We start from the raw sequence: 19,565 nt of genomic DNA, 5'->3' as shown, positions 1-19,565 counted from the left end.
GGCCCTATCGCCAGCAGGCTGGCTCCCACTGTGGGAGCCAGCCTGCCGGCGATGAGGCCCTCGATGGCGATATATCCCTATCGCCAAACTTTTCGTAAACAAAATCAAAAACATTATTTGCTTTCTTTGTATACAAAAGCATAATCCACTTCGTGCGAGTTCCTGACCAACAGGTCAACAAATTCGCAAGTGCCTCAAAGGGCCGCTGCCACCCTCATGGGTCCGGCCCTGGAAATAAAAATAAAACTCTTGAGGAGTACTCGCTGTGGAAAGCCGCAAATCCGAAGCATCGACGCTGGATCTTTCGCCGCCAGCACGCAATGGCTTGCTGGAACGCCTGTTCAAACTCAGCTTGCATGGCACCACGGTGAAGACCGAGCTGATTGCCGGTCTGACAACCTTCATCACCATGGCCTACATCATCTTCGTCAACCCCAACATCATGGCTGACGCCGGGATCGATCATGGCGCGGCGTTTGTCGCCACCTGCATCGCCGCTGCTCTGGGTTGCCTGTTGATGGGCCTGTACGCCAACTGGCCGGTCGGTTTGGCACCGGGCATGGGCTTGAACGCGTTTTTCACTTACACCGTCGTCGGCACCATGGGCTACAACTGGGAAACCGCACTCGGCGCGGTGTTTGTGTCCGGTGTGTTGTTCATGATCCTGACCTTCTCGCGCATCCGCGAGTGGCTGCTCAACAGCATCCCGGTCAGTCTGCGCTTTGCGATGGGTGCCGGCGTGGGTCTGTTCCTGGGGCTGATCGGCCTGAAAACCGCTGGCATCGTCGTCGATAGCCCGGCCACACTGATCAAGCTCGGTTCCCTGCGCGAGCCTGGCCCGCTGTTGGCTGCCGTATGTTTCCTGATGATCGCGATCCTCAGCTATCACAAAGTGTTTGGCGCGATCCTCATCAGCATCATCACTGTGACCCTGGCCGGCTGGGGCCTGGGCCTGGTGCACTACGAGGGCATCATGTCGGCCCCGCCGAGCCTGGCTCCGACCTGGATGGCCATGAACGTTGCGGGTGTATTCAACATCAGCATGGTCAGCGTGGTCCTGGCATTCCTTTTCGTGCACATGTTCGACACCGCCGGCACCCTGATGGGCGTTGCCCAGCGCGCCAACCTGGTGGGCGCTGACGGCAAGATCGAAAACCTCTCCCGCGCAATGAAAGCCGACAGTGCATCCAGCGTGTTTGGTGCAGTGGTCGGTGTGCCGCCAGTCACCAGCTATGTGGAAAGTGCGGCCGGTGTCGCGGCGGGTGGTCGGACTGGTCTTACCGCAGTGACCGTAGGTGTGCTATTTATTGCAGCCATGTTCTTCGCACCGCTGGCCGGCATGATCCCTGCCTACGCCACCGCCGGCGCGTTGATTTATGTAGCGATGCTGATGATGGGCGGCATGGCCCACATCGAGTGGGACGAAGCCACCGACAGCATTCCGGCGATCGTGACCGCAATCATGATGCCGCTGACCTTTTCGGTCGCCGACGGCATCGCGCTGGGCTTCATCACTTACGTGGCGATGAAGGCCGGCACCGGCAAGTACAAGGAAATTTCGGTGAGCCTGTGGGTGCTCTGCGCGATCTTCATCGCCAAGTTCATCTTCTTGTAAACCACACGCCGTACACGCTTGGAAACAGCCTCACCCCGTCGGGTGAGGCTTTTGTGCAAATGGAGGAAAGTGATGAGTCTGGAAACCTGGCTGCTGTTCAGCGGCGCTGCGCTGATAGTGATCCTGATCCCGGGGCCGCTGTCGTTGTTGATGATCAGCAACAGTCTGAATTACGGGTTGCGCCGTTCCTATCCGGCGTTTCTCGGTGGGGTTTCGGCTTCGATCTGCCTGCTGAGTGCTTCGGCGCTGGGCCTGGGCGCCCTGCTGCTGGCTTCGGAACAACTGTTCAGCGCCCTGAAGATCCTTGGCGCGCTGTACCTGTTCTATCTTGCATGGCAGAGCTGGCAGCAATCGCGCCTGCCTTCCCACGGCGCCGAAGTCCCTCAGGCGGCGCCGGTGCCACGTTTTCGTGCACTGTTCGGCCGGGCATTCATGCTGGGCGCGAGCAATCCGAAGGACATTCTGTTCTTTGCCGCTTTCCTGCCGCAGTTCTTGAGTGCTGAACAGCCGTTCTTGCCGCAGTTGCTGGTGATGATCGTCACTTGGACACTGCTGGATCTGGCCTGCAAGCTGGCTTATGGCCTCGGCGCCCATGGTGCAGCGCGGTATCTGCGCAGTGGTAAGGGCCAGAGCTGGTTCAACCGGATCAGTGCCGGGTTGTTCAGCGGTGCGGGTGCGGCGTCTCTGTTGAGCCGCTAACCGCAAGAGCAAAAGATCGCAGCCTTCGGCAGCTCCTACATGGTTTGTGTGAACCTGTAGGAGCCGCCGAAGGCTGCGATCTTTTCACATTCATCAAGACGAAAAAAAGCCCGCAGTGTGAGCGGGCGAAAAACCAAAGAAGCTATATGCGCAGTCGCTTCCAGGGTGAGGCAGCTGCTTGGGGGATCAGCTGCCGCGGTACGTGGAATAGCTGTAAGGCGAAATCAGCAGTGGCACATGGTAGTGATCCTGCTCGGCAGAGATGCCGAAACGCAGCACCACCACATCCAGGAACGCCGGTTCCGGCAACTGAACGCCACGGGCGCGGTAGTAATCGCCCGCGTGGAACTGAACCTGATAGACCCCGGTGCGATAGTCATCGCCCTGCAGCAGCGGTGCATCGACACGGCCATCGCTGTTGGTTGTCGCGCTGGCGACCAATTCCAGCCGAGAACCTTCAACACGGTACAACTCGACTTTGATCGAGCTGCCCGGGCAACCGTGTGCTGCGTCCAAAACGTGTGTAGTCAAACGTCCCATTGATTCTGCGCGCCTGCCTGCGTGGAGCAGTCAGACTTCGCGCCTCCCGAAGTCAAAGTGAAAAGGAGACCGCACCGATTCGGAGCACGAAAAGCTGCGGCGAGCGACTGATTAAGACACTTTTCAAAAAAATTGTACACAATAAAAACGACATTTTTCGTCCTTCTCCCGCCCTCCAACGGATTTTCGCCAATTCAACGCAAAACCCCGCAGAATATGCCTCATCAAATCATTAACTGACGGGTCAGGCAGGTTTCTTGCAGACGCCTGCCAATAACAGCAAAAGATGACAGTCGGTGAAAAATGCGAAAATTCGGGCTTACAAAGTGAATATAAAGTTGTATACAATCATCCCATTGCAGTGACGCCAGCCTTTCATTCAAACCCCGGGCGCGTCACACCAACCGTTTTCACCGAACAAGAAGGAAGACTGCAGTGAGCGCTGACTACCCACGCGACCTGGTCGGTTACGGCAGTAACCCTCCCCATCCACACTGGCCGGGCAACGCCCGCATCGCCCTGTCGTTCGTGCTCAATTACGAAGAAGGCGGCGAGCGCAATATCCTGCACGGCGATAAAGAGTCCGAAGCCTTCCTCTCGGAAATGGTTTCTGCGCAGCCGCTACAAGGCGCGCGCAACATGAGCATGGAATCCCTATACGAGTATGGCAGCCGTACCGGCGTCTGGCGGATCCTGAAACTGTTCAAGGAATTCGACATTCCGTTGACCGTCTTCGCCGTGGCCATGGCCGCCCAGCGCCATCCAGACGTGATCCGCGCCATGGTCGATGCCGGTCACGAGATCTGCAGCCACGGCTATCGCTGGATCGACTACCAGTACATGGACGAAGCCCAGGAACGCGAGCACATGCTCGAAGCGATCCGCATCCTCACCGAAATCACCGGCGAACGCCCGCTGGGCTGGTACACCGGCCGCACCGGCCCGAATACCCGTCGCCTGGTGATGGAAGAAGGCGGTTTCCTCTACGACAGCGATACCTACGACGACGACCTGCCCTACTGGGAACCGAACAACCCGACCGGCAAGCCGCACCTGGTGATCCCGTACACCCTGGACACCAACGACATGCGCTTCACCCAGGTCCAAGGCTTCAACAAGGGCGACGACTTCTTCGAATACCTCAAAGACGCGTTCGACGTGCTGTACGCCGAAGGCAGCGACGCCCCGAAGATGCTGTCGATCGGCCTGCACTGCCGCCTGATCGGCCGTCCGGCGCGTCTGGCTTCGCTCAAGCGCTTTATCGAATACGCTAAAAGTCATGAACAGGTGTGGTTCAGCCGTCGCGTCGACATCGCGCGCCACTGGCAAGAAACCCACCCGTACACAGGGGCTGCCCAATGAGCACCTTTCAAACCGTAAAACCCTCGACCCTGAGCCGCGACGCCTTCGTCGCCGCTTTCGCCGACATCTACGAACACTCGCCATGGGTGGCCGAGAAGGCCTTCGACCTGGGCCAGAACCCTTCGATCGACGAGATCGAAACCCTGCACCAGCGCATGAGCGACATCCTGTTGAGCGCCGATCACGAAAGCCAGCTTGAGCTGGTCGTCGCTCACCCGGACCTGGCAGGCCGTGCGGCCGTCCAGGGCCAATTGACCGAAGCCAGCACCAATGAACAGGCTGGCGCCGGTATTCACCAATGCACGGCCGAAGAGTTCCAACGCTTCACCGAGCTGAACGACGCCTACAAAGCCAAGTTCAAGTTTCCCTTCATCATGGCGGTAAAAGGCAGCAACCGGCATCAGATCCTCGCAGCGTTCGAAACGCGCATTCACAACTCGGTCGAGACCGAATTCAAATGCGCGCTGGCGGAGATCAACAAGATCGCCCTGTTCCGATTACTGACCCTATAGCAAGCCTTGCCCGAGTGTTAAAAACGCGAAAACACCCAGGGCACTGCAAGCATCCCAAGCCACTTATTTAAAGGCAGACAAGAAGAATGAAAGCTTACGCCGTACCTTTCGAGAAGTTCGTCAACCTGGCCGACGCCCGCCTGGGCACCAAAATCATCTCGGTCACCGATGACTGGTTCGCAGACGCCAACCGTCTGTTCCAACCGACCCCGGCCGTATGGAAGGAGGGCGTGTTCGATGACAACGGCAAGTGGATGGACGGCTGGGAGTCGCGCCGCAAGCGCTTCGAAGGCTTCGACAGCGCAGTGATCCGCCTGGGCGTACCGGGTTCGATCAAGGGCGTCGACATCGACACTTCATTCTTCACCGGCAACTTCCCGCCATCGGCATCCCTGGAAGCCTGCTTCCTGGCCGAAGGCGAGCCGAACGAAAACACCCAGTGGACTGAAGTGCTGTCCGCCGTCGAGCTGCAAGGCAACAGCCACCACTTCCACGAAATCAACAACGACCAGGCGTTCAGCCACCTGCGCTTCAACATCTACCCGGACGGTGGTGTTGCCCGTCTGCGCGTGTACGGCATTCCGTTCCGCGACTGGTCCGCTGTCGGTGACAACGAGCAAGTCGACCTGGCCGCAGCCCTCAACGGCGGCCGCGCCCTCGCCTGCTCCGATGAACACTTCGGTCGCATGAGCAACATCCTCAACCCGGGCCGTGGCATCAACATGGGCGACGGCTGGGAAACCGCACGTCGTCGTACGCCAGGCAATGACTGGGTCATCGTCGCGCTGGGTCACCCGGGCGAGATCGAGAAAATAATCGTCGACACCCTGCACTTCAAAGGCAACTACCCGGACACTTGCTCGATCCAGGGCGCGTTCGTGAAGGGCGGTACCGACAGCCAGATCGAAACCCAATCGCTGTTCTGGCGCGAACTGCTGCCAAGCCAGAAGCTGGAAATGCACGCCGAACACACCTTCGCCGAGCAGATCAAGGCACTGGGCCCGATCACCCACATCCGCCTGAACGTGTTCCCGGACGGTGGTGTGAGCCGCCTGCGCGTTTTGGGCAAGGTCGCTAAATAAGCGCTGATGGAAAACCTGTAGGAGCCGGCTTGCTGGCGATGGCGCCCTTACCGACGCCATCGCCGGCAAGCCGGGCTCCTACAAAAGCTGCACACCAACACATTTGAGATTAAGTAGAACAGCATGCGCACATTAACGATTGAACCGCTGACCAAAGAAGCCTTCGCCCCTTTCGGTGACGTAATCGAAACCGACGGTAGCGATCACTTCATGATCAACAACGGTTCGACCATGCGCTTCCATAAACTGGCCGTGGTCGAAACCGCAACGCCAGAGGACAATGCGATCATCAGCATCTTCCGCGCCGACGCGCAGGACATGCCGCTGACCGTTTGCATGCTGGAGCGCCATCCGCTGGGCAGCCAGGCTTTCATTCCGCTGCTCGGCAACCCCTTTCTGATCGTGGTCGCGCCCGTTGGCGATGCACCTGTATCAGGCTTGGTCCGCGCCTTCGTCACCAACGGCAGGCAGGGCATCAATTACCATCGCGGCGTTTGGCACCACCCGGTGCTGACGATCGAAAAGCGGGATGACTTCCTGGTGGTTGATCGCAGTGGCACAGGCAATAACTGCGATGAGCATTTTTTCAAAGAGGAAGAGCGTTTGGTCCTCGCCCCCCACCAATAAGAGAAGGTCTGATCACTCGACGACAGAGTGACAGGCGAGAGGTAAAGACTGTGGAAGCACATCTGTTGGAATGGCTGAACCTGAGCGTGCGCTGGGTTCATATGATTACTGGCGTGGCCTGGATCGGCGCATCGTTCTACTTCGTCTGGCTGGAAAACAACCTCAATCGGGTCAACCCGAAAAGTGGTCTGGCCGGTGACTTGTGGGCGATCCACGGCGGCGGTATCTACCACCTGGAAAAATACAAACTGGCTCCACCGACCATGCCGGACAACCTGCACTGGTTCAAATGGGAAGCCTACTTCACCTGGATGTCGGGTATCGCGCTGCTGTGCGTGGTGTTCTACTCCAACCCGACGCTCTACCTGCTGGCTCCGGGCAGCACCCTGAGCGGTCCTGAAGGCGTGGCCATCGGTATCGGCTCGCTGTTCATCGGCTGGTTCATCTACTCCTTCCTCTGCGACTCGGCCCTGGGCAAACGCCCTGCCCTGCTTGGCGCCATCCTGTTCGTTCTGATCATCGCCGCAGCCTATGGCTTCAGCAAAGTGTTCAGCGGTCGCGGTGCGTACCTGCACGTTGGCGCGATCATCGGCACCATCATGGTCGGTAACGTGTTCCGCATCATCATGCCGGCGCAACGCGCACTGGTAGCGGCCATCGCCGAGAACCGCACGCCGGACCCGGCACTGCCGGCCAAAGGCCTGCTGCGTTCGCGTCACAACAACTACTTCACCTTGCCCGTGCTGTTCATCATGATCAGCAACCACTTCCCGAGCACCTACGGCAGCCAGTACAACTGGTTGATCCTGGCCGGGATCGCGGTGCTGGCGGTGTTGGTGCGTCACTACTTCAACACCCGTCACGACAGCCACAAGTTTGCCTGGACCCTGCCGGTGGCAGCGGTGGGCATGATCTGCCTGGCTTATGTGTCCGGTCCGAAGCCGATGTCCAGCGCTCCTGAAGTGGCCAAGGCACCTGCTGCGATCGAATACCAACCGCTGCCGGAAACTGCAGTGGGCGGTGGTTTGAAGCCTGCCCAAGCCAAACCAGCAGAAGCTGCCGCTGCTGCACCAGCACAAGCGTCCAACGCCGGCCCCGGCTTCGACAAAGTCCACAGCGTGATCCAGGAGCGTTGCGCGGTTTGCCATTCGGCCAAACCGACCAGCCCATTGTTCAGCGCGGCTCCGGCCGGTGTGATGTTCGACACCCCCGAGCAGATCCGCCAGAACGCCGCGCGTATTCAGGCTCAAGCCGTCGCCAGTCAGATCATGCCACTGGGCAACATCACGCAGATGACCCAGCAGGAACGTGACCTGATCGGTGCCTGGATTGTGCAGGGAGCTCCGACCAACTGATCGTTGAAAGCATCGCCAGCAAGCCGGCTACTACGGGTTTACGTCGTTCGCAAACCCCAACCTGTAGGAGCCGGCTTGCTGGCGATCAACCGCGCAGCGGTTGCCTGACGCACAAAATCACAAGAATAAAAAAGATCCGAGGTGTTGCATGTCCGAGCTCTCCAAAGCGCGCATCCCCGACGCACCCGCCATTCAGCGTTTGCCCCTTTTGCAGCTGATCCTGGTCGGTCTGCAACATGTTCTGCTGATGTACGGGGGTGCCATCGCGGTGCCGCTGATCATCGGACAGGCCGCAGGCCTTAGTCGTGAAGAAATCGCCTTCCTGATCAACGCCGACCTGCTGGTCGCCGGGATCGCCACTATCGTTCAATCCCTCGGCATCGGCCCAATGGGCATTCGCATGCCAGTCATGATGGGCGCCAGTTTCGCCGCCGTCGGCAGCATGGTCGCCATGGCCGGTATGCCCGGTATCGGTCTGCAAGGGATCTTCGGCGCAACCATCGCCGCCGGGTTCTTCGGCATGCTCATCGCGCCGTTCATGTCCAAAGTCGTTCGCTTCTTCCCGCCTCTGGTCACCGGCACAGTCATCACCTCGATCGGTTTGTCGCTGTTCCCCGTGGCTGTGAATTGGGCCGGTGGCGGTGCGAGCGCCGCCCAATTCGGCTCACCGATTTACTTGGCCATTGCCGCACTGGTTCTCGGCACCATCCTGCTGGTGCATCGCTTCATGCGCGGTTTCTGGGTCAACATTTCCGTACTGATCGGCATGTGCCTGGGCTACGTGCTTTGCGGTCTGATCGGGATGGTTGATCTGAGTGGCATGGACCAGGCGCCATGGCTGCAATTCGTCACACCGCTGCACTTCGGCATGCCGAAATTCGAACTCGCGCCAATCCTCTCGATGTGCCTGGTGGTGGTCATCATTTTCGTCGAGTCCACCGGAATGTTCCTCGCGCTGGGCAAGATCACCGGCCAGGAAGTCTGCCCGCGGATGCTGCGTCGCGGCTTGCTCTGCGATGCCGGCGCTTCGTTCTTCGCCGGTTTTTTCAACACCTTCACCCACTCCTCCTTCGCCCAGAACATCGGCCTGGTGCAAATGACCGGCGTGCGCTGCCGTTCGGTGACCATCGTCGCCGGCGGATTGCTGATCGTGCTGAGCCTGCTGCCGAAAGCCGCCTTCCTGGTGGCGTCGATTCCACCGGCGGTATTGGGTGGTGCGGCCATTGCGATGTTCGGCATGGTCGCGGCCACCGGGATCAAGATCCTGCAAGAAGCCGACATCGGTGACCGTCGCAACCAATTGCTGGTGGCGGTGAGCATCGGCATGGGCCTGATCCCAGTGGTACGCCCGGAGTTTTTCGCACACTTGCCGGTGTGGATGAGCCCGATTACCCACAGCGGCATCGCCATGGCCACTATCAGTGCACTGGTGCTGAACCTGCTGTTCAACATCCTTGGCGGCGCTGAACGCGCGGCCATCAATGAGTGCCAAGCCCACACGCATTAATTCATTAGGCAATGACCCCTGTAGGAGCGAGCTTGCTCGCGATGGATTCAAGAACAGCGCGTTTTTCCAGATAACACGCGTAATCGTTTACGACCATCGCGAGCAGGCTCGCTCCTACAGGGGCGGCGGTGCCTGCGCCTGAAAAATAAAAACAAGAGGGAGCAACAGATGATTCGGACACAAACCAACTTGCTGTTGAGTGCCGGCCTGCTGGCCGCGAGTCAAGCCATGGCCGGCGATTTATTGCTGTGGCAGACCAACAGCCTGAGCTATCTGTACGGCAAGGACTTTGCGGTGAACCCGTCGATCCAGCAGACGATCACCTTCGAACACGCCGACCGCTGGAAGTACGGCGATAACTTCATGTTCATCGACAGTACCTACTACAACGGCGAGAAAGACCGGAACAAAGGCGTTCACGCCTATTACGGCGAATTCAGCCCGCGCCTCTCCTTTGGCAAGATCCTCGACCGCCGCTTCGAATTCGGCCCGATCAAGGACGTGCTGCTGGCCATGACCTACGAGAACGGCGAAGACGACACCGAGGCCTACCTGATCGGCCCCGGGTTCGACCTTGCGATTGCGGGCTTCAATTTTTTCACCTTGAACTTCTATAACCGCCAGACCGAGGGCTCGCGCCCCGGTGACGATGTCTGGCAGATCACTCCGGCCTGGTCCTACACCCTTCCATTGGGCAATTCGAACCTGCTGATCGATGGCTACATCGACTGGGTCGTGGATAACGACGAGAACTCACACGGCACCTATCACGCCAACGTGCACTTCAACCCGCAGATCAAATACGACCTGGGCAAAGCCCTCGGCTGGCGCGAAAAACAGATCTATGTCGGCGCCGAGTACAGCTACTGGAAAGACAAGTACGGCATCGAAAACACTAACAATTTCGACACCAATGAAAACACCACCAGCCTGCTGGTGAAGGTGCATTTCTAAGATGACCCGCAACCGTGCCCCAAACCTGTCGTCGGTGCGCTGTTGCGGGGCACTTGAGACCTGGCCAAGGAGTCAGTATTCTCCGCGACCGCCTGAATCCGCTTTAAAAAAAAGCCCGGATTTAATTCCTGACCAGAAAGCCAACTTATCCCGGCTCTGGACGGTACCAAGGCACTCCAATACCCCTCTCAATCGACTGTTCTTGAGCCGTCGAACGGGAGTTTTTTTGCTTTCTGAAAGCCTTGGCGCAGCTCTTGCTTACTGCATTAAAGCTGACCGATTGGATGATTTTTTACCGCTACAGAAAAAGGCGCCACACCAGAGCGCAGACCTTAAAAAAATAAACGTGGAACACACCTACATTTTGGGAGCAACCGAATGAAACGTACGTGCACTAGCCTGATGCTGGCGGGATCAATGCTGGCCGGGGGCCAAGCCATGGCCGGCGAATGGCTGCAATGGCAGGACAACAGCCTGACCTACCTTTACGGCAAAGACTTCCAGGTCAACCCGCGCATCCAGCAGACGGTGACCTTCGAGCACGCCGATGGCTGGAAATACGGCGACAACTTCTTCTTCATCGACAAGATCTTCTACAACGGCAAGGAAGACGCTTTCGCCGGTGAGAACACTCACTACGGCGAATTCCAGCCGCGCCTGTCGTTCAACAAAATCTTCGACCAGAAGTTCGAGTTCGGTCCGATCAAAGACGTGCTGCTGGCCATGACCTACGAGTTCGGCGAAGACGACACCGAGTCGTACCTGGTCGGTCCAGGCTTCGACCTGGCCATCCCGGGCTTCGATTACTTCCAGCTGAACTTCTACAACCGTCACACCGAAGGCGACCGCCCGGGTGACGATGTCTGGCAAGTCACACCTGTATGGTCCTACACCGTTCCAGTGGGCGATTCGAACATCCTGATCGACGGCTACATGGACTGGGTCGTCGACAACGATGTGAACGACAAAGGCGAATACCACGCCAACCTGCACTTCAACCCACAGGTCAAATATGACCTGGGCAAGGCGCTGAATCTGGGCGCCAAGCAACTGTACGTCGGTGTCGAGTATGACTACTGGAAAAACAAGTACGGGATTGAAGACAGCCAGGGCTTCAAGACTGATCAGAGTGTGACCAGCTTCCTGGTCAAGGTTCATTTCTGATGATTCTTTGATCGTTCTGCGCCTCACTAATGAGGCGCAGTTCGGTTTTATCGCGAAGCCATACTCAGCACTTCTCCCGGAAACCGCGTGTAGGACCTTCTTTTGCTGACAACCGAAGGAGGTTCAACTGACTTCAACCCCCTATCCACCATTGGTATGGGTCTCACGCTAACAAAACGCTTGGATACAGACTTTTCTGGAGTAATTTCCACGCTCAAATACTGATAAATTGCAGCTGTTGTTAGCGCGCCACTCAAACCAACCTGTATCTCGAGCAGCCTCTCTTTATGGGTATTTTCTCGTGTGATAATTGACGGCACGTCATGCACCTCAATAGCGAGTGTCCCTCCATTCCTGGAAAGATAGTTCCGCACAGATTTAGACTTTTCTTCATTCCCTGAAACTTCTGCTCCCAAATCGGCGAGACTCACATTATTCCCCCGCAAATCACGCAAGACTACTGCGCCTCTGACCAGAGTGGGCTGACCGGCCGCCGAATTAAATGCCTCAATGTACCTTCTAGGCCAAAGCTCCATTGTTCGGCTTGACGGGTTATGCTGAAGCATATCCGCCTTAAAGCTCCAAGACTGATTTTTCGAAAAATCATTAAGCGTTATTCTTTCCTTCCATCTTAAGTTCGGCATTTCCTGAAATACGCCTAGCACTCTATCTTTCCAATCCGGCTTATAGGAAAGCTCAATATTGGCGACAATGTTATTCCCGACAGCCTCATCTGAATTCAGATCAGAATAAGAAAATTGCAATTTTTCAAGCTGCCATTTTCCAATTTTCTCAGGCAACTTCAAATTCACGTCCCCCCCTGTCAGTCCTTGCTCATCTTTCAACGACACAGGGCGATTATTTACCATTAAAAACAGGTTCAAACCGTCTACGCTGCCGATAGGATCCGCACTCGCCCACCGCTGCAACCACGGTGCGTAATACCGAAACCCATAGCAATAAAGCCCCGTCGCATCCCGTTCTTTACCCGAGTAGCGAATCGTCTTGTACTTGACCTCGTTGTCACTGCCACCCGCCCACAACGCCGTCCCGCCAAACGGGTAATAGACTTCCTGACTCAGCAGCGCTCCCTGCTCATCCAGTTCCAGCGTGCAGGAGTTAAGGTGGTCGCTCAGGCAATAACGCAGTTGGTCGTTACGTACTCCACTGGGCAGTTTTTCAACCCAGTGCAAGGCCTGTACATGGCTGAGCCCCGCCTCGACACTCAGCACATGCCGCTCTTCACCAGTAGCCGTATCTCTATGGATTTCCAGCCCTGGCAAATAACGAACTTCAGCACGCAGCGTGCGACGAGAAGCCTCCGTGAGTCGGACTTTTCTCAGTCGATGCCCGGGACTGTCGTAGAAATAACACTCGGTATCGTCAGATCCATCTTCACGCCGGACCATCGTCACGCGACTCAACTGATTACGAATGCCCCAACTCATTTCCTGGCCGCGCAACAGCTCCCGCTGATTGCCGTTGGAATCAAAGCCATCCGCCAGATTGCCTTCTTGCGCAACGCTGCGATTGCTGTCGGTCGAGGTAAACATCTCGAAGGTTTCCACACCGCTATGGTGACGGGTTTGCAGATTCCCGGCGGCGTCGTAATTGAAGGTCTGGGTGTAATTGCGCAACTGGTTGGGATCCAGCGGCGTGGTTTTCCAGGCAGGCAATGCAGGGCCATAAGCGGGCTGGCTCACTTCCCGGCCGGTGGCTTCGACCAGTTGATACAGGCTGTCATAACGATAGCGGTTGATCGGGTCGATGCGCTGTTGATTGAAATAGCGTGTCAACGCCACCTTGTCTTCGACACTAGAAATGTTGCCAACCGGATAATAGGCATATTCGAGGTGCTGAAGCGGCGTGCCTCGGGCATCGCAAGACAGCAATCCGATCAGCCGCCCATCTTCAGGCGCGTATCGGGCTGTGGTTACGACACCATTAGCGGCTCGTTCACGCTCAATCCTGCCAACGGCATCGTAACGGATGTCACCCACCAGCACTTGAGGAGGGCCAGATGCGTCAGCCAACCTCAGTCGGGTTTCCTGCAACTCACCGGCCTGGTTGTAAGCGAATGCCCTGAGGTTAACCTTGGCGTCCGTATGGCAGAGCATTTCCCCTGCAGGCCCATACTGTTGAGCCGTCCTGAAAACATCCTTCTCCAGGCGAGCATCAGCAGATTCGGAAGACCAATCCACCGGGGCCAGATCGAGCAAAAAACGGGTCTCTTCCGCCAGAAGCAAACCACCCACACCATATTCACAAAGGCTACGCCTGCCCGCCGGATGGTCATGACGGATCGATTGGCCGCACTGGTTATGCACCGCGAACTCATCACCCGCCCCTGCGTAAGCAAAACGCTCGGAGACGCTCGGCGACTCATCCTTCATCTGCTCCGTCACGGTCGTGGGACGCTGAAGCTCATCGTACTCAGTGTGCCGCTGACTCCCACGACCGTCCCAGAATGAGCGCGCCATACCGGCCTGATCCAGCAAGCTCAGTTGCCAACCGGCATCGACGCTGTCCACCAGCAGCGGCTGATTCTGTAGATCGCGCGTCCTGGCGAGGTTCGGTTTTGGCGTCATGCCCCACAATCGTGGATCCCAGGAAGCCACCTGCCGTCCGGCAGCGTCAAAGTGATTGCGGGTGATGCGAGTTTCCACGGAGGACGGGGTAAGCGGATGACGAAAATACGCGACACTTCGCACAGCCAAACCGCGCGAATCCACCACCGACACGCTCGGTGTGTGAGCATCAATCCATTGCGCAGGCGCCATCTTCGAACCCTCTGCCAAAGGGGTTCAATCTGATGGAAATACCTGACGACATCTACTGTCAGATCTGACAGTTCAAACAGTCTCTGCCACCGAGAGCCCGAGAAACCGGCACAACTCCCCGCGCTTGGCCAACGCATCGCGTCGCCCCAGCTCGATCAATTCGCTGCAATACCCCGATTCGAACAACAGATAGCTCAACACCCCTGCCCCGCTAGTCTTGGTCGCACCCGGCCCGCGCAGAAAAAGGCGCAAAGCCGCCGGCAGCTCCTGGCGATGGCGTGCGGCAATCTCGTCGATTGGCTGGCTCGGTGAAATCACCAATACGTCCACCGGTGCCACGCCCAATGCGCGGGTCGGCGTGCCGTCGGGTATCAGGTGACTGAACTGGTTCAGGCGTTGCAGCAATTCGATATCGCTTTCCAGGCTGTCAATGAACGTACTGTTGAGCATGTGCCCGCCGATCTGCGCCAGGGTGGGCTGCTGACCGGTGCAGGTGCGCTGCAAGGGTTGCTCAGGGTCGACGCCACGCGGGTTGCCGCTGACACCCACCACCAGCACCCGACTGGCACCCAGGTGCAGCGCTGGGCTGATCGGCGCCGATTGGCGTACGGCGCCATCACCGAAGTACTCCTCACCGATTTTCACCGGGGCGAACAACAGTGGAATGGCTGAACTGGCGAGCAAATGCTCAACGGACAACCGCGTGGGAACGCCGATCCGACGATGACGCAACCAGGCGTCAATCTTGCCGCCACCCTGATAGAAGGTGACGGCTTGACCAGACTCATAGCCGAATGCAGTCACCGCCACGGCCTGCAATTGCTGTTGCGCGATGGCTTCGGCGATGCCGTTCATGTGTAACTTTTCGTTGAGCAAATCCCGCAGCGGCGAACTGTTGAGCAACGCCACCGGCACTTGGGCGCCGATGCCCAACAAGCTATGACTGACAAATCGAGTGGCCTGACGGATTACCCCGGGCCAGTCGCTGCGCAACACCCGATGACTGCGAAAGCCCTGCCAGAACGCCGTCAAACGTTCGATGGCACCGCGAAAGTCCATCGCCCCGCTGGCGAGGCTGACGGCATTGATCGCACCTGCCGAGGTGCCGACAATCACCGGAAACGGATTGCTCGCACCCGGCGGCAGCAATTCCGCAATCGCCGCCAGTACACCCACCTGATAGGCCGCCCGAGCCCCGCCGCCGGAAAGAATCAAACCCGTGACCGGTTCGCTTGGACTCATGCGCAACTCTCCATGGTGCTTGATGGGGTTTCGTTGTTTCGACCTCTTCCCCTGTAGGAGCGAGCTCGCTCCTACAGGGTCTCGGCATTCAACCGCGCTTGGCGTACAACTTGGGTTCGCCCGGCGGACGGCTCTTGAAGCGGCGATGGGCCCACAGGTATTGCTCGGGGTGCTCGCGCAGAACACTTTCGATCCATTGGTTGATGCGCAGGCAATCGTCCTCTTCGGTTTCGCCGGGGAAGCCTTCGAGAGGGGCATGGATCACCAGGCGATAACCACTACCGTCGGCCAGACGCTCCTGGGTGAAAGGCACCACCAACGCCTTGCCCAACCGCGCAAACTTGCTGGTGGCCGTCACTGTAGCGGCCTGAATGCCGAACAGCGGAACGAAGATGCTTTGTTTGGCGCCGTAGTCCTGATCCGGTGCGTACCAGATCGCTCGGCCCGAACGCAGCAACTTGAGCATGCCGCGCACGTCCTCGCGCTCTACAGCCAGCGAGTCGAGGTTATGCCGTTCACGCCCCTGGCGCTGGACGTAGTCAAACAGCGGGTTCTTGTGCTCGCGGTACATGCCATCGATGGTGTGCTTCTGACCAAGTAGCGCCGCACCAATTTCCAGCGTGGTGAAATGCAGCGCCATCAGAATTACGCCCTTGCCCTCGCGCTGGGCCTTCTGCAGATGCTCCAGTCCCTCGATGTGAGCCAGGCTCGCCAGGCGCTTGCGCGACCACCACCAGCTCATCGCCATCTCGAAAAAGGCGATGCCCGTAGAGGCGAAGTTTTCCTTGAGCAGACGTTTGCGCTCGGCAGCGGTCTTTTCAGGAAAGCACAGCTCCAGATTGCGCTTGGCGATGCGCCGTCTGTCGCCGGCCACTCGATACATCAGAGCGCCCAGGACACGACCGATCCACAGCAATGCCGGATACGGCAACTGAACGATCAGCCACAAAAGCCCCAGACCACACCACAGCGGCCAGAAACGTGGAGCTAGAAATGCTTTTTGAAAACGCGGGCGGTCCATTAAAGCTTCCGGAATGACAATGGCCGCGCATTCTACATCGTTCGACCCGGCTTGCGGCCTGCGGGCGTTCTCGTTATAAGTCTCGGCACTTTTAGTGACAAGTCGTTGTATGCCGACCATGAGCCAAACCGAACCGCTAGACCAAGATCCCGTGTTCCAGTTGAAGGGCAGCATGCTGGCCATTACGGTGCTGGAACTGGCCCGTAACGACCTGGAAAGCCTTGATCGGCAACTGGCCGCCAAGGTTGCCCAAGCGCCCAACTTCTTCAGCAACGCGCCGCTGGTACTGGCCCTGGACAAGCTCCCGGCCAACGAAGGTGCTATCGACCTGCCAGGGCTGATGCGCGTTTGTCGCCAGCATGGTCTGCGTACCCTGGCGATCCGTGCCAGCCGCATCGAAGACATCGCCGCCGCCATCGCAGTCGACTTGCCGGTGCTGCCCCCGTCCGGTGCACGGGAGCGCCCATTGGACCTGGCGGAGGGCGAACCGAAGAAAAAACCGGAAAAACCGCCCGAGCCCACCATCAAGCCGACAAAAATCATCACCTCGCCCGTACGGGGTGGCCAGCAGATTTACGCCCAGGGCTGCGATCTTGTGGTCATCTCCTCGGTCAGTCCGGGGGCGGAACTTCTCGCCGATGGCAACATCCATGTATACGGCCCGATGCGTGGTCGCGTGCTGGCTGGGGTCAAGGGCGACAAGAAGGCCAGGATTTTCTGCCAGCAAATGAGCGCTGAACTCATCTCGATTGCAGGTCATTACAAGGTTTCCGAAGATCTGCGCCGCGACCCTTTGTGGGGTTCGGGCGTGCAGGTCAGCCTGTCGGGCGATGTGTTGAACATCATTCGGCTTTAACGGATACTGCCGCATTTTCCAAGCATCTCTGAAACGTAGCGAAAACGGCTCAAACGAAGTAGGAAAAAGGCCGAAAGCAGTGTTTACCGGGGGTAAACGCCGCTCAAAACCGGATTCCAGCCAAGGCTGTCCGACTGCAGTAGTTTTTCAAGAGATGTTTTTCAGGGGCTAAAAGTCCTTTTTCCTTAGGGGTGAAACACCTTGGCCAAGATTCTCGTGGTTACATCCGGCAAGGGTGGTGTGGGTAAGACCACCACCAGTGCCGCTATCGGTACCGGCCTCGCTCTGCGCGGCCACAAAACAGTGATCGTCGACTTCGACGTGGGCCTGCGTAACCTCGACCTGATCATGGGTTGCGAGCGCCGCGTGGTGTATGACTTCGTCAACGTGGTCAACGGCGAAGCCAACCTGCAACAGGCCCTGATCAAAGACAAGCGTCTGGAAAACCTCTACGTCCTGGCCGCCAGCCAGACCCGCGACAAAGACGCGCTGACTGTCGAAGGCGTGGAAAAAGTCCTGATGCAACTCAAGGAAGACTTTGAGTTCGTGGTCTGCGACTCCCCGGCCGGCATCGAGAAAGGTGCCCACCTGGCCATGTACTTCGCCGATGAAGCGATCGTCGTGACCAACCCGGAAGTCTCCTCGGTACGTGACTCGGACCGCATGCTCGGCCTGCTGGCCAGCAAGTCCCGTCGCGCCGAACGCGGCGAAGACCCGATCAAGGAACACCTGCTGATTACCCGTTACCACCCTGAACGTGTGAGCAAAGGCGAAATGCTCGGCGTGGAAGACGTCAAGGAAATCCTCTCGGTGGCCCTGCTCGGCGTGATCCCTGAATCCCAGGCGGTGCTCAAGGCATCCAACCAGGGCGTTCCGGTGATTCTCGACGACCAGAGCGATGCCGGCCAGGCCTACAGCGATACCGTAGACCGCCTGTTGGGCAAAACCGTGGAACATCGTTTCCTCGATGTACAGAAGAAGGGATTCTTCGAGCGCCTGTTTGGAGGCAACTAAGCAATGAACCTTTTTGACTTCTTTCGTGCCAACAAAAAGCAAAGCACCGCGTCGGTAGCGAAAGAGCGTCTACAGATCATCGTGGCGCACGAACGCGGCCAACGCAGCACCCCGGACTACCTGCCAGCCTTGCAGAAGGAACTGGTCGAGGTGATTCGCAAGTACGTCAATATCGGGTCCGATGACGTGCACGTCGCACTGGAAAGCCAGGGCAGCTGCTCGATTCTGGAACTCAATATCACCCTGCCAGATCGCTGAGTCGATCCGGCTGGAGCCACGGCGGCTCGATCATTTGGGCGCCCCTTTTTTGTAGGAGCCGGCTTGCCGGCGATGCAAACAGCGCGTTGTAACTCTTACAACGCATTGATGCCATCGCTGGCAAGCCAGCTCCTACAAGCAGGGCGTCAAATGATCGAACCGCCGTTGGCGTTTGTTACGAGGCTGTTTTAATGCCGCTGTCCAATATCCATATCCTCCATGAGGACGCCGCCGTACTGGTGGTGAACAAACCAACCCTGTTGCTCTCCGTCCCTGGCCGGGCTGATGACAACAAGGACTGCCTGATTACCCGTCTGCAGGAAAACGGCTACCCGGAAGCGCGAATCGTCCACCGGCTTGACTGGGAGACTTCCGGCATCATCCTGCTGGCCCGCGACCCGGACACCCATCGCGAACTATCCCGGCAATTTCACGACCGTGAAACCGAAAAGGCCTACACCGCCCTGTGCTGGGGTCAACCGGAACTGGACAGCGGCAGTATCGACCTGCCCCTGCGCTACGACCCGCCGACCAAACCACGTCACGTGGTCGATCATGAGTTCGGCAAACATGCCCTGACGTTCTGGCGAGTACTGGAGCGTTGCGGCGATTGGTGCCGTGTCGAGCTGACTCCGATTACCGGCCGCTCCCACCAGTTGCGCGTGCACATGTTATCCATTGGCCATCCGCTGCTGGGCGACGGTCTCTATGCCCATGAGCAAGCATTGGCTGCCTGGCCGCGCCTGTGTCTGCATGCGAGCATGCTCAGCTTCACGCACCCGCAAAGTGGCGAACGCTTGCGCTTCGAGTGCCCCGCGCCTTTTTGATTAGCACTTGAGCCCTACCCGCAAACGCCCTTCCATTGAAGGGCGTTTTGATTGGCCAGGACTGACTGCCAAAAATGAAAACGGCGTGAAAAAATTGTCATGATTTTGTAATAATACGTAAAATGATGGCATCCAGACATCATGCAGGAT

19 protein-coding genes are annotated in these 19,565 nt (G+C 58.0%); 15 read left to right on the top strand and 4 right to left on the bottom strand.

What is annotated here, in order from left to right:
• Positions 1-265 precede the first annotated feature (265 nt).
• Both AD668_RS08640 and AD668_RS08635 read left to right on the top strand, forming a co-directional pair.
• Complete coding sequence (locus AD668_RS08640) at positions 266-1,615, top strand: NCS2 family permease (protein WP_053157033.1); 1,350 nt, start codon at positions 266-268, stop codon at positions 1,613-1,615.
• A gap of 72 nt (positions 1,616-1,687) precedes the next feature.
• Positions 1,688-2,314, top strand: a complete 627-nt coding sequence (locus AD668_RS08635) for a LysE family translocator (RefSeq protein ID WP_053157031.1) — start codon at positions 1,688-1,690, stop codon at positions 2,312-2,314.
• 186 nt (positions 2,315-2,500) lie between these two features.
• Here the strand turns inward: AD668_RS08635 and uraH are convergent, their stop codons facing one another.
• Entirely contained in the window at positions 2,501-2,854 is a 354-nt protein-coding gene (uraH, locus tag AD668_RS08630) for a hydroxyisourate hydrolase (RefSeq protein WP_053157028.1), read from the bottom strand.
• Positions 2,855-3,289: 435 nt separating this feature from the next.
• On the opposite strand from uraH, the gene puuE reads away from it, so the two are divergent.
• From puuE to AD668_RS08590, 9 genes are all read left to right on the top strand, one after another.
• Positions 3,290-4,216, top strand: coding sequence for an allantoinase PuuE (gene puuE / locus AD668_RS08625; RefSeq protein ID WP_053157025.1), 927 nt, complete (start codon positions 3,290-3,292; stop codon positions 4,214-4,216).
• Positions 4,213-4,728: a 2-oxo-4-hydroxy-4-carboxy-5-ureidoimidazoline decarboxylase gene (gene uraD, locus AD668_RS08620; protein WP_053157022.1), complete on the top strand. Its 516-nt coding sequence runs from the start codon at positions 4,213-4,215 to the stop codon at positions 4,726-4,728. The genes puuE and uraD overlap by 4 nt, the downstream gene beginning before the upstream one ends.
• An 86-nt stretch (positions 4,729-4,814) precedes the next feature.
• On the top strand, positions 4,815-5,810 hold the full coding sequence (gene alc, locus AD668_RS08615; RefSeq protein ID WP_053157019.1) for an allantoicase: 996 nt from the start codon (positions 4,815-4,817) through the stop codon (positions 5,808-5,810).
• A 123-nt stretch (positions 5,811-5,933) separates the two neighbouring features.
• Complete coding sequence (locus tag AD668_RS08610; RefSeq protein WP_053157016.1) at positions 5,934-6,437, top strand: ureidoglycolate lyase; 504 nt, start codon at positions 5,934-5,936, stop codon at positions 6,435-6,437.
• 50 nt (positions 6,438-6,487) lie between these two features.
• Positions 6,488-7,792: a urate hydroxylase PuuD gene (locus tag AD668_RS08605; protein ID WP_053157013.1), complete on the top strand. Its 1,305-nt coding sequence runs from the start codon at positions 6,488-6,490 to the stop codon at positions 7,790-7,792.
• A 148-nt stretch (positions 7,793-7,940) separates the two neighbouring features.
• Complete coding sequence (locus tag AD668_RS08600) at positions 7,941-9,299, top strand: nucleobase:cation symporter-2 family protein (protein ID WP_053157010.1); 1,359 nt, start codon at positions 7,941-7,943, stop codon at positions 9,297-9,299.
• 168 nt (positions 9,300-9,467) lie between these two features.
• On the top strand, positions 9,468-10,253 hold the full coding sequence (locus tag AD668_RS08595) for an outer membrane protein OmpK (protein WP_053157005.1): 786 nt from the start codon (positions 9,468-9,470) through the stop codon (positions 10,251-10,253).
• Between the two features lies 1 nt (position 10,254).
• Positions 10,255-10,635: a hypothetical protein gene (locus AD668_RS29425; protein WP_156322318.1), complete on the top strand. Its 381-nt coding sequence runs from the start codon at positions 10,255-10,257 to the stop codon at positions 10,633-10,635.
• Positions 10,632-11,417, top strand: a complete 786-nt coding sequence (locus AD668_RS08590) for an outer membrane protein OmpK (protein WP_053157002.1) — start codon at positions 10,632-10,634, stop codon at positions 11,415-11,417. The genes AD668_RS29425 and AD668_RS08590 overlap by 4 nt, the downstream gene beginning before the upstream one ends.
• Positions 11,418-11,464: 47 nt before the next feature.
• Here AD668_RS08590 and AD668_RS08585 read toward each other — a convergent pair whose 3' ends face one another.
• The 3 genes from AD668_RS08585 to AD668_RS08575 all read right to left on the bottom strand — a co-directional run bounded on the left by AD668_RS08585 (position 11,465) and on the right by AD668_RS08575 (position 16,460).
• On the bottom strand, positions 11,465-14,005 hold the full coding sequence (locus AD668_RS08585) for an RHS repeat domain-containing protein (protein ID WP_053156999.1): 2,541 nt from the start codon (positions 14,003-14,005) through the stop codon (positions 11,465-11,467).
• 264 nt (positions 14,006-14,269) lie between these two features.
• Positions 14,270-15,439: a patatin-like phospholipase family protein gene (locus AD668_RS08580; protein ID WP_053156996.1), complete on the bottom strand. Its 1,170-nt coding sequence runs from the start codon at positions 15,437-15,439 to the stop codon at positions 14,270-14,272.
• 88 nt (positions 15,440-15,527) lie between these two features.
• Entirely contained in the window at positions 15,528-16,460 is a 933-nt protein-coding gene (locus tag AD668_RS08575; protein WP_053156993.1) for a lipid A biosynthesis lauroyl acyltransferase, read from the bottom strand.
• A 118-nt stretch (positions 16,461-16,578) separates the two neighbouring features.
• Between AD668_RS08575 and minC the strand changes: the two genes are divergently transcribed.
• From minC to AD668_RS08555, 4 genes are all read left to right on the top strand, one after another.
• Positions 16,579-17,316 (top strand): septum site-determining protein MinC, encoded by a 738-nt coding sequence (gene minC, locus AD668_RS08570; RefSeq protein ID WP_053157096.1) that lies wholly within the window; start codon positions 16,579-16,581, stop codon positions 17,314-17,316.
• A gap of 201 nt (positions 17,317-17,517) precedes the next feature.
• Entirely contained in the window at positions 17,518-18,330 is an 813-nt protein-coding gene (gene minD, locus AD668_RS08565; protein ID WP_008056976.1) for a septum site-determining protein MinD, read from the top strand.
• A gap of 3 nt (positions 18,331-18,333) precedes the next feature.
• Entirely contained in the window at positions 18,334-18,588 is a 255-nt protein-coding gene (minE, locus tag AD668_RS08560) for a cell division topological specificity factor MinE (RefSeq protein WP_007974947.1), read from the top strand.
• Between the two features lie 191 nt (positions 18,589-18,779).
• A complete protein-coding gene (locus AD668_RS08555) occupies positions 18,780-19,415 on the top strand; it encodes an RluA family pseudouridine synthase (protein WP_053156990.1) in 636 nt (211 codons plus the stop codon).
• Positions 19,416-19,565 lie beyond the last annotated feature (150 nt).

This window comes from Pseudomonas sp. P1.8, assembly GCF_001269805.1.
Lineage (GTDB): Bacteria > Pseudomonadota > Gammaproteobacteria > Pseudomonadales > Pseudomonadaceae > Aquipseudomonas.
The sequence above is the reverse complement of the archived record's forward strand: the minus strand, read 5'-3'. Positions and strand labels throughout refer to the sequence as shown.

What these genes read in the sequence shown, in the direction of transcription:
- AD668_RS08635 (WP_053157031.1), top strand. Translation starts at nt 1,688, where the DNA reads ATGAGTCTGGAAACCTGGCTGCTGTTCAGCGGCGCTGCGCTGATAGTG.
- uraH (WP_053157028.1), bottom strand. Translation starts at nt 2,854, where the DNA reads ATGGGACGTTTGACTACACACGTTTTGGACGCAGCACACGGTTGCCCG.
- uraD (WP_053157022.1), top strand. Translation starts at nt 4,213, where the DNA reads ATGAGCACCTTTCAAACCGTAAAACCCTCGACCCTGAGCCGCGACGCC.
- alc (WP_053157019.1), top strand. Translation starts at nt 4,815, where the DNA reads ATGAAAGCTTACGCCGTACCTTTCGAGAAGTTCGTCAACCTGGCCGAC.
- AD668_RS08610 (WP_053157016.1), top strand. Translation starts at nt 5,934, where the DNA reads ATGCGCACATTAACGATTGAACCGCTGACCAAAGAAGCCTTCGCCCCT.
- AD668_RS08600 (WP_053157010.1), top strand. Translation starts at nt 7,941, where the DNA reads ATGTCCGAGCTCTCCAAAGCGCGCATCCCCGACGCACCCGCCATTCAG.
- AD668_RS08595 (WP_053157005.1), top strand. Translation starts at nt 9,468, where the DNA reads ATGATTCGGACACAAACCAACTTGCTGTTGAGTGCCGGCCTGCTGGCC.
- AD668_RS29425 (WP_156322318.1), top strand. Translation starts at nt 10,255, where the DNA reads ATGACCCGCAACCGTGCCCCAAACCTGTCGTCGGTGCGCTGTTGCGGG.
- AD668_RS08590 (WP_053157002.1), top strand. Translation starts at nt 10,632, where the DNA reads ATGAAACGTACGTGCACTAGCCTGATGCTGGCGGGATCAATGCTGGCC.
- AD668_RS08585 (WP_053156999.1), bottom strand. Translation starts at nt 14,005, where the DNA reads ATGACGCCAAAACCGAACCTCGCCAGGACGCGCGATCTACAGAATCAG.
- AD668_RS08580 (WP_053156996.1), bottom strand. Translation starts at nt 15,439, where the DNA reads ATGAGTCCAAGCGAACCGGTCACGGGTTTGATTCTTTCCGGCGGCGGG.
- AD668_RS08575 (WP_053156993.1), bottom strand. Translation starts at nt 16,460, where the DNA reads ATGGACCGCCCGCGTTTTCAAAAAGCATTTCTAGCTCCACGTTTCTGG.
- minC (WP_053157096.1), top strand. Translation starts at nt 16,579, where the DNA reads ATGAGCCAAACCGAACCGCTAGACCAAGATCCCGTGTTCCAGTTGAAG.
- minE (WP_007974947.1), top strand. Translation starts at nt 18,334, where the DNA reads ATGAACCTTTTTGACTTCTTTCGTGCCAACAAAAAGCAAAGCACCGCG.
- AD668_RS08555 (WP_053156990.1), top strand. Translation starts at nt 18,780, where the DNA reads ATGCCGCTGTCCAATATCCATATCCTCCATGAGGACGCCGCCGTACTG.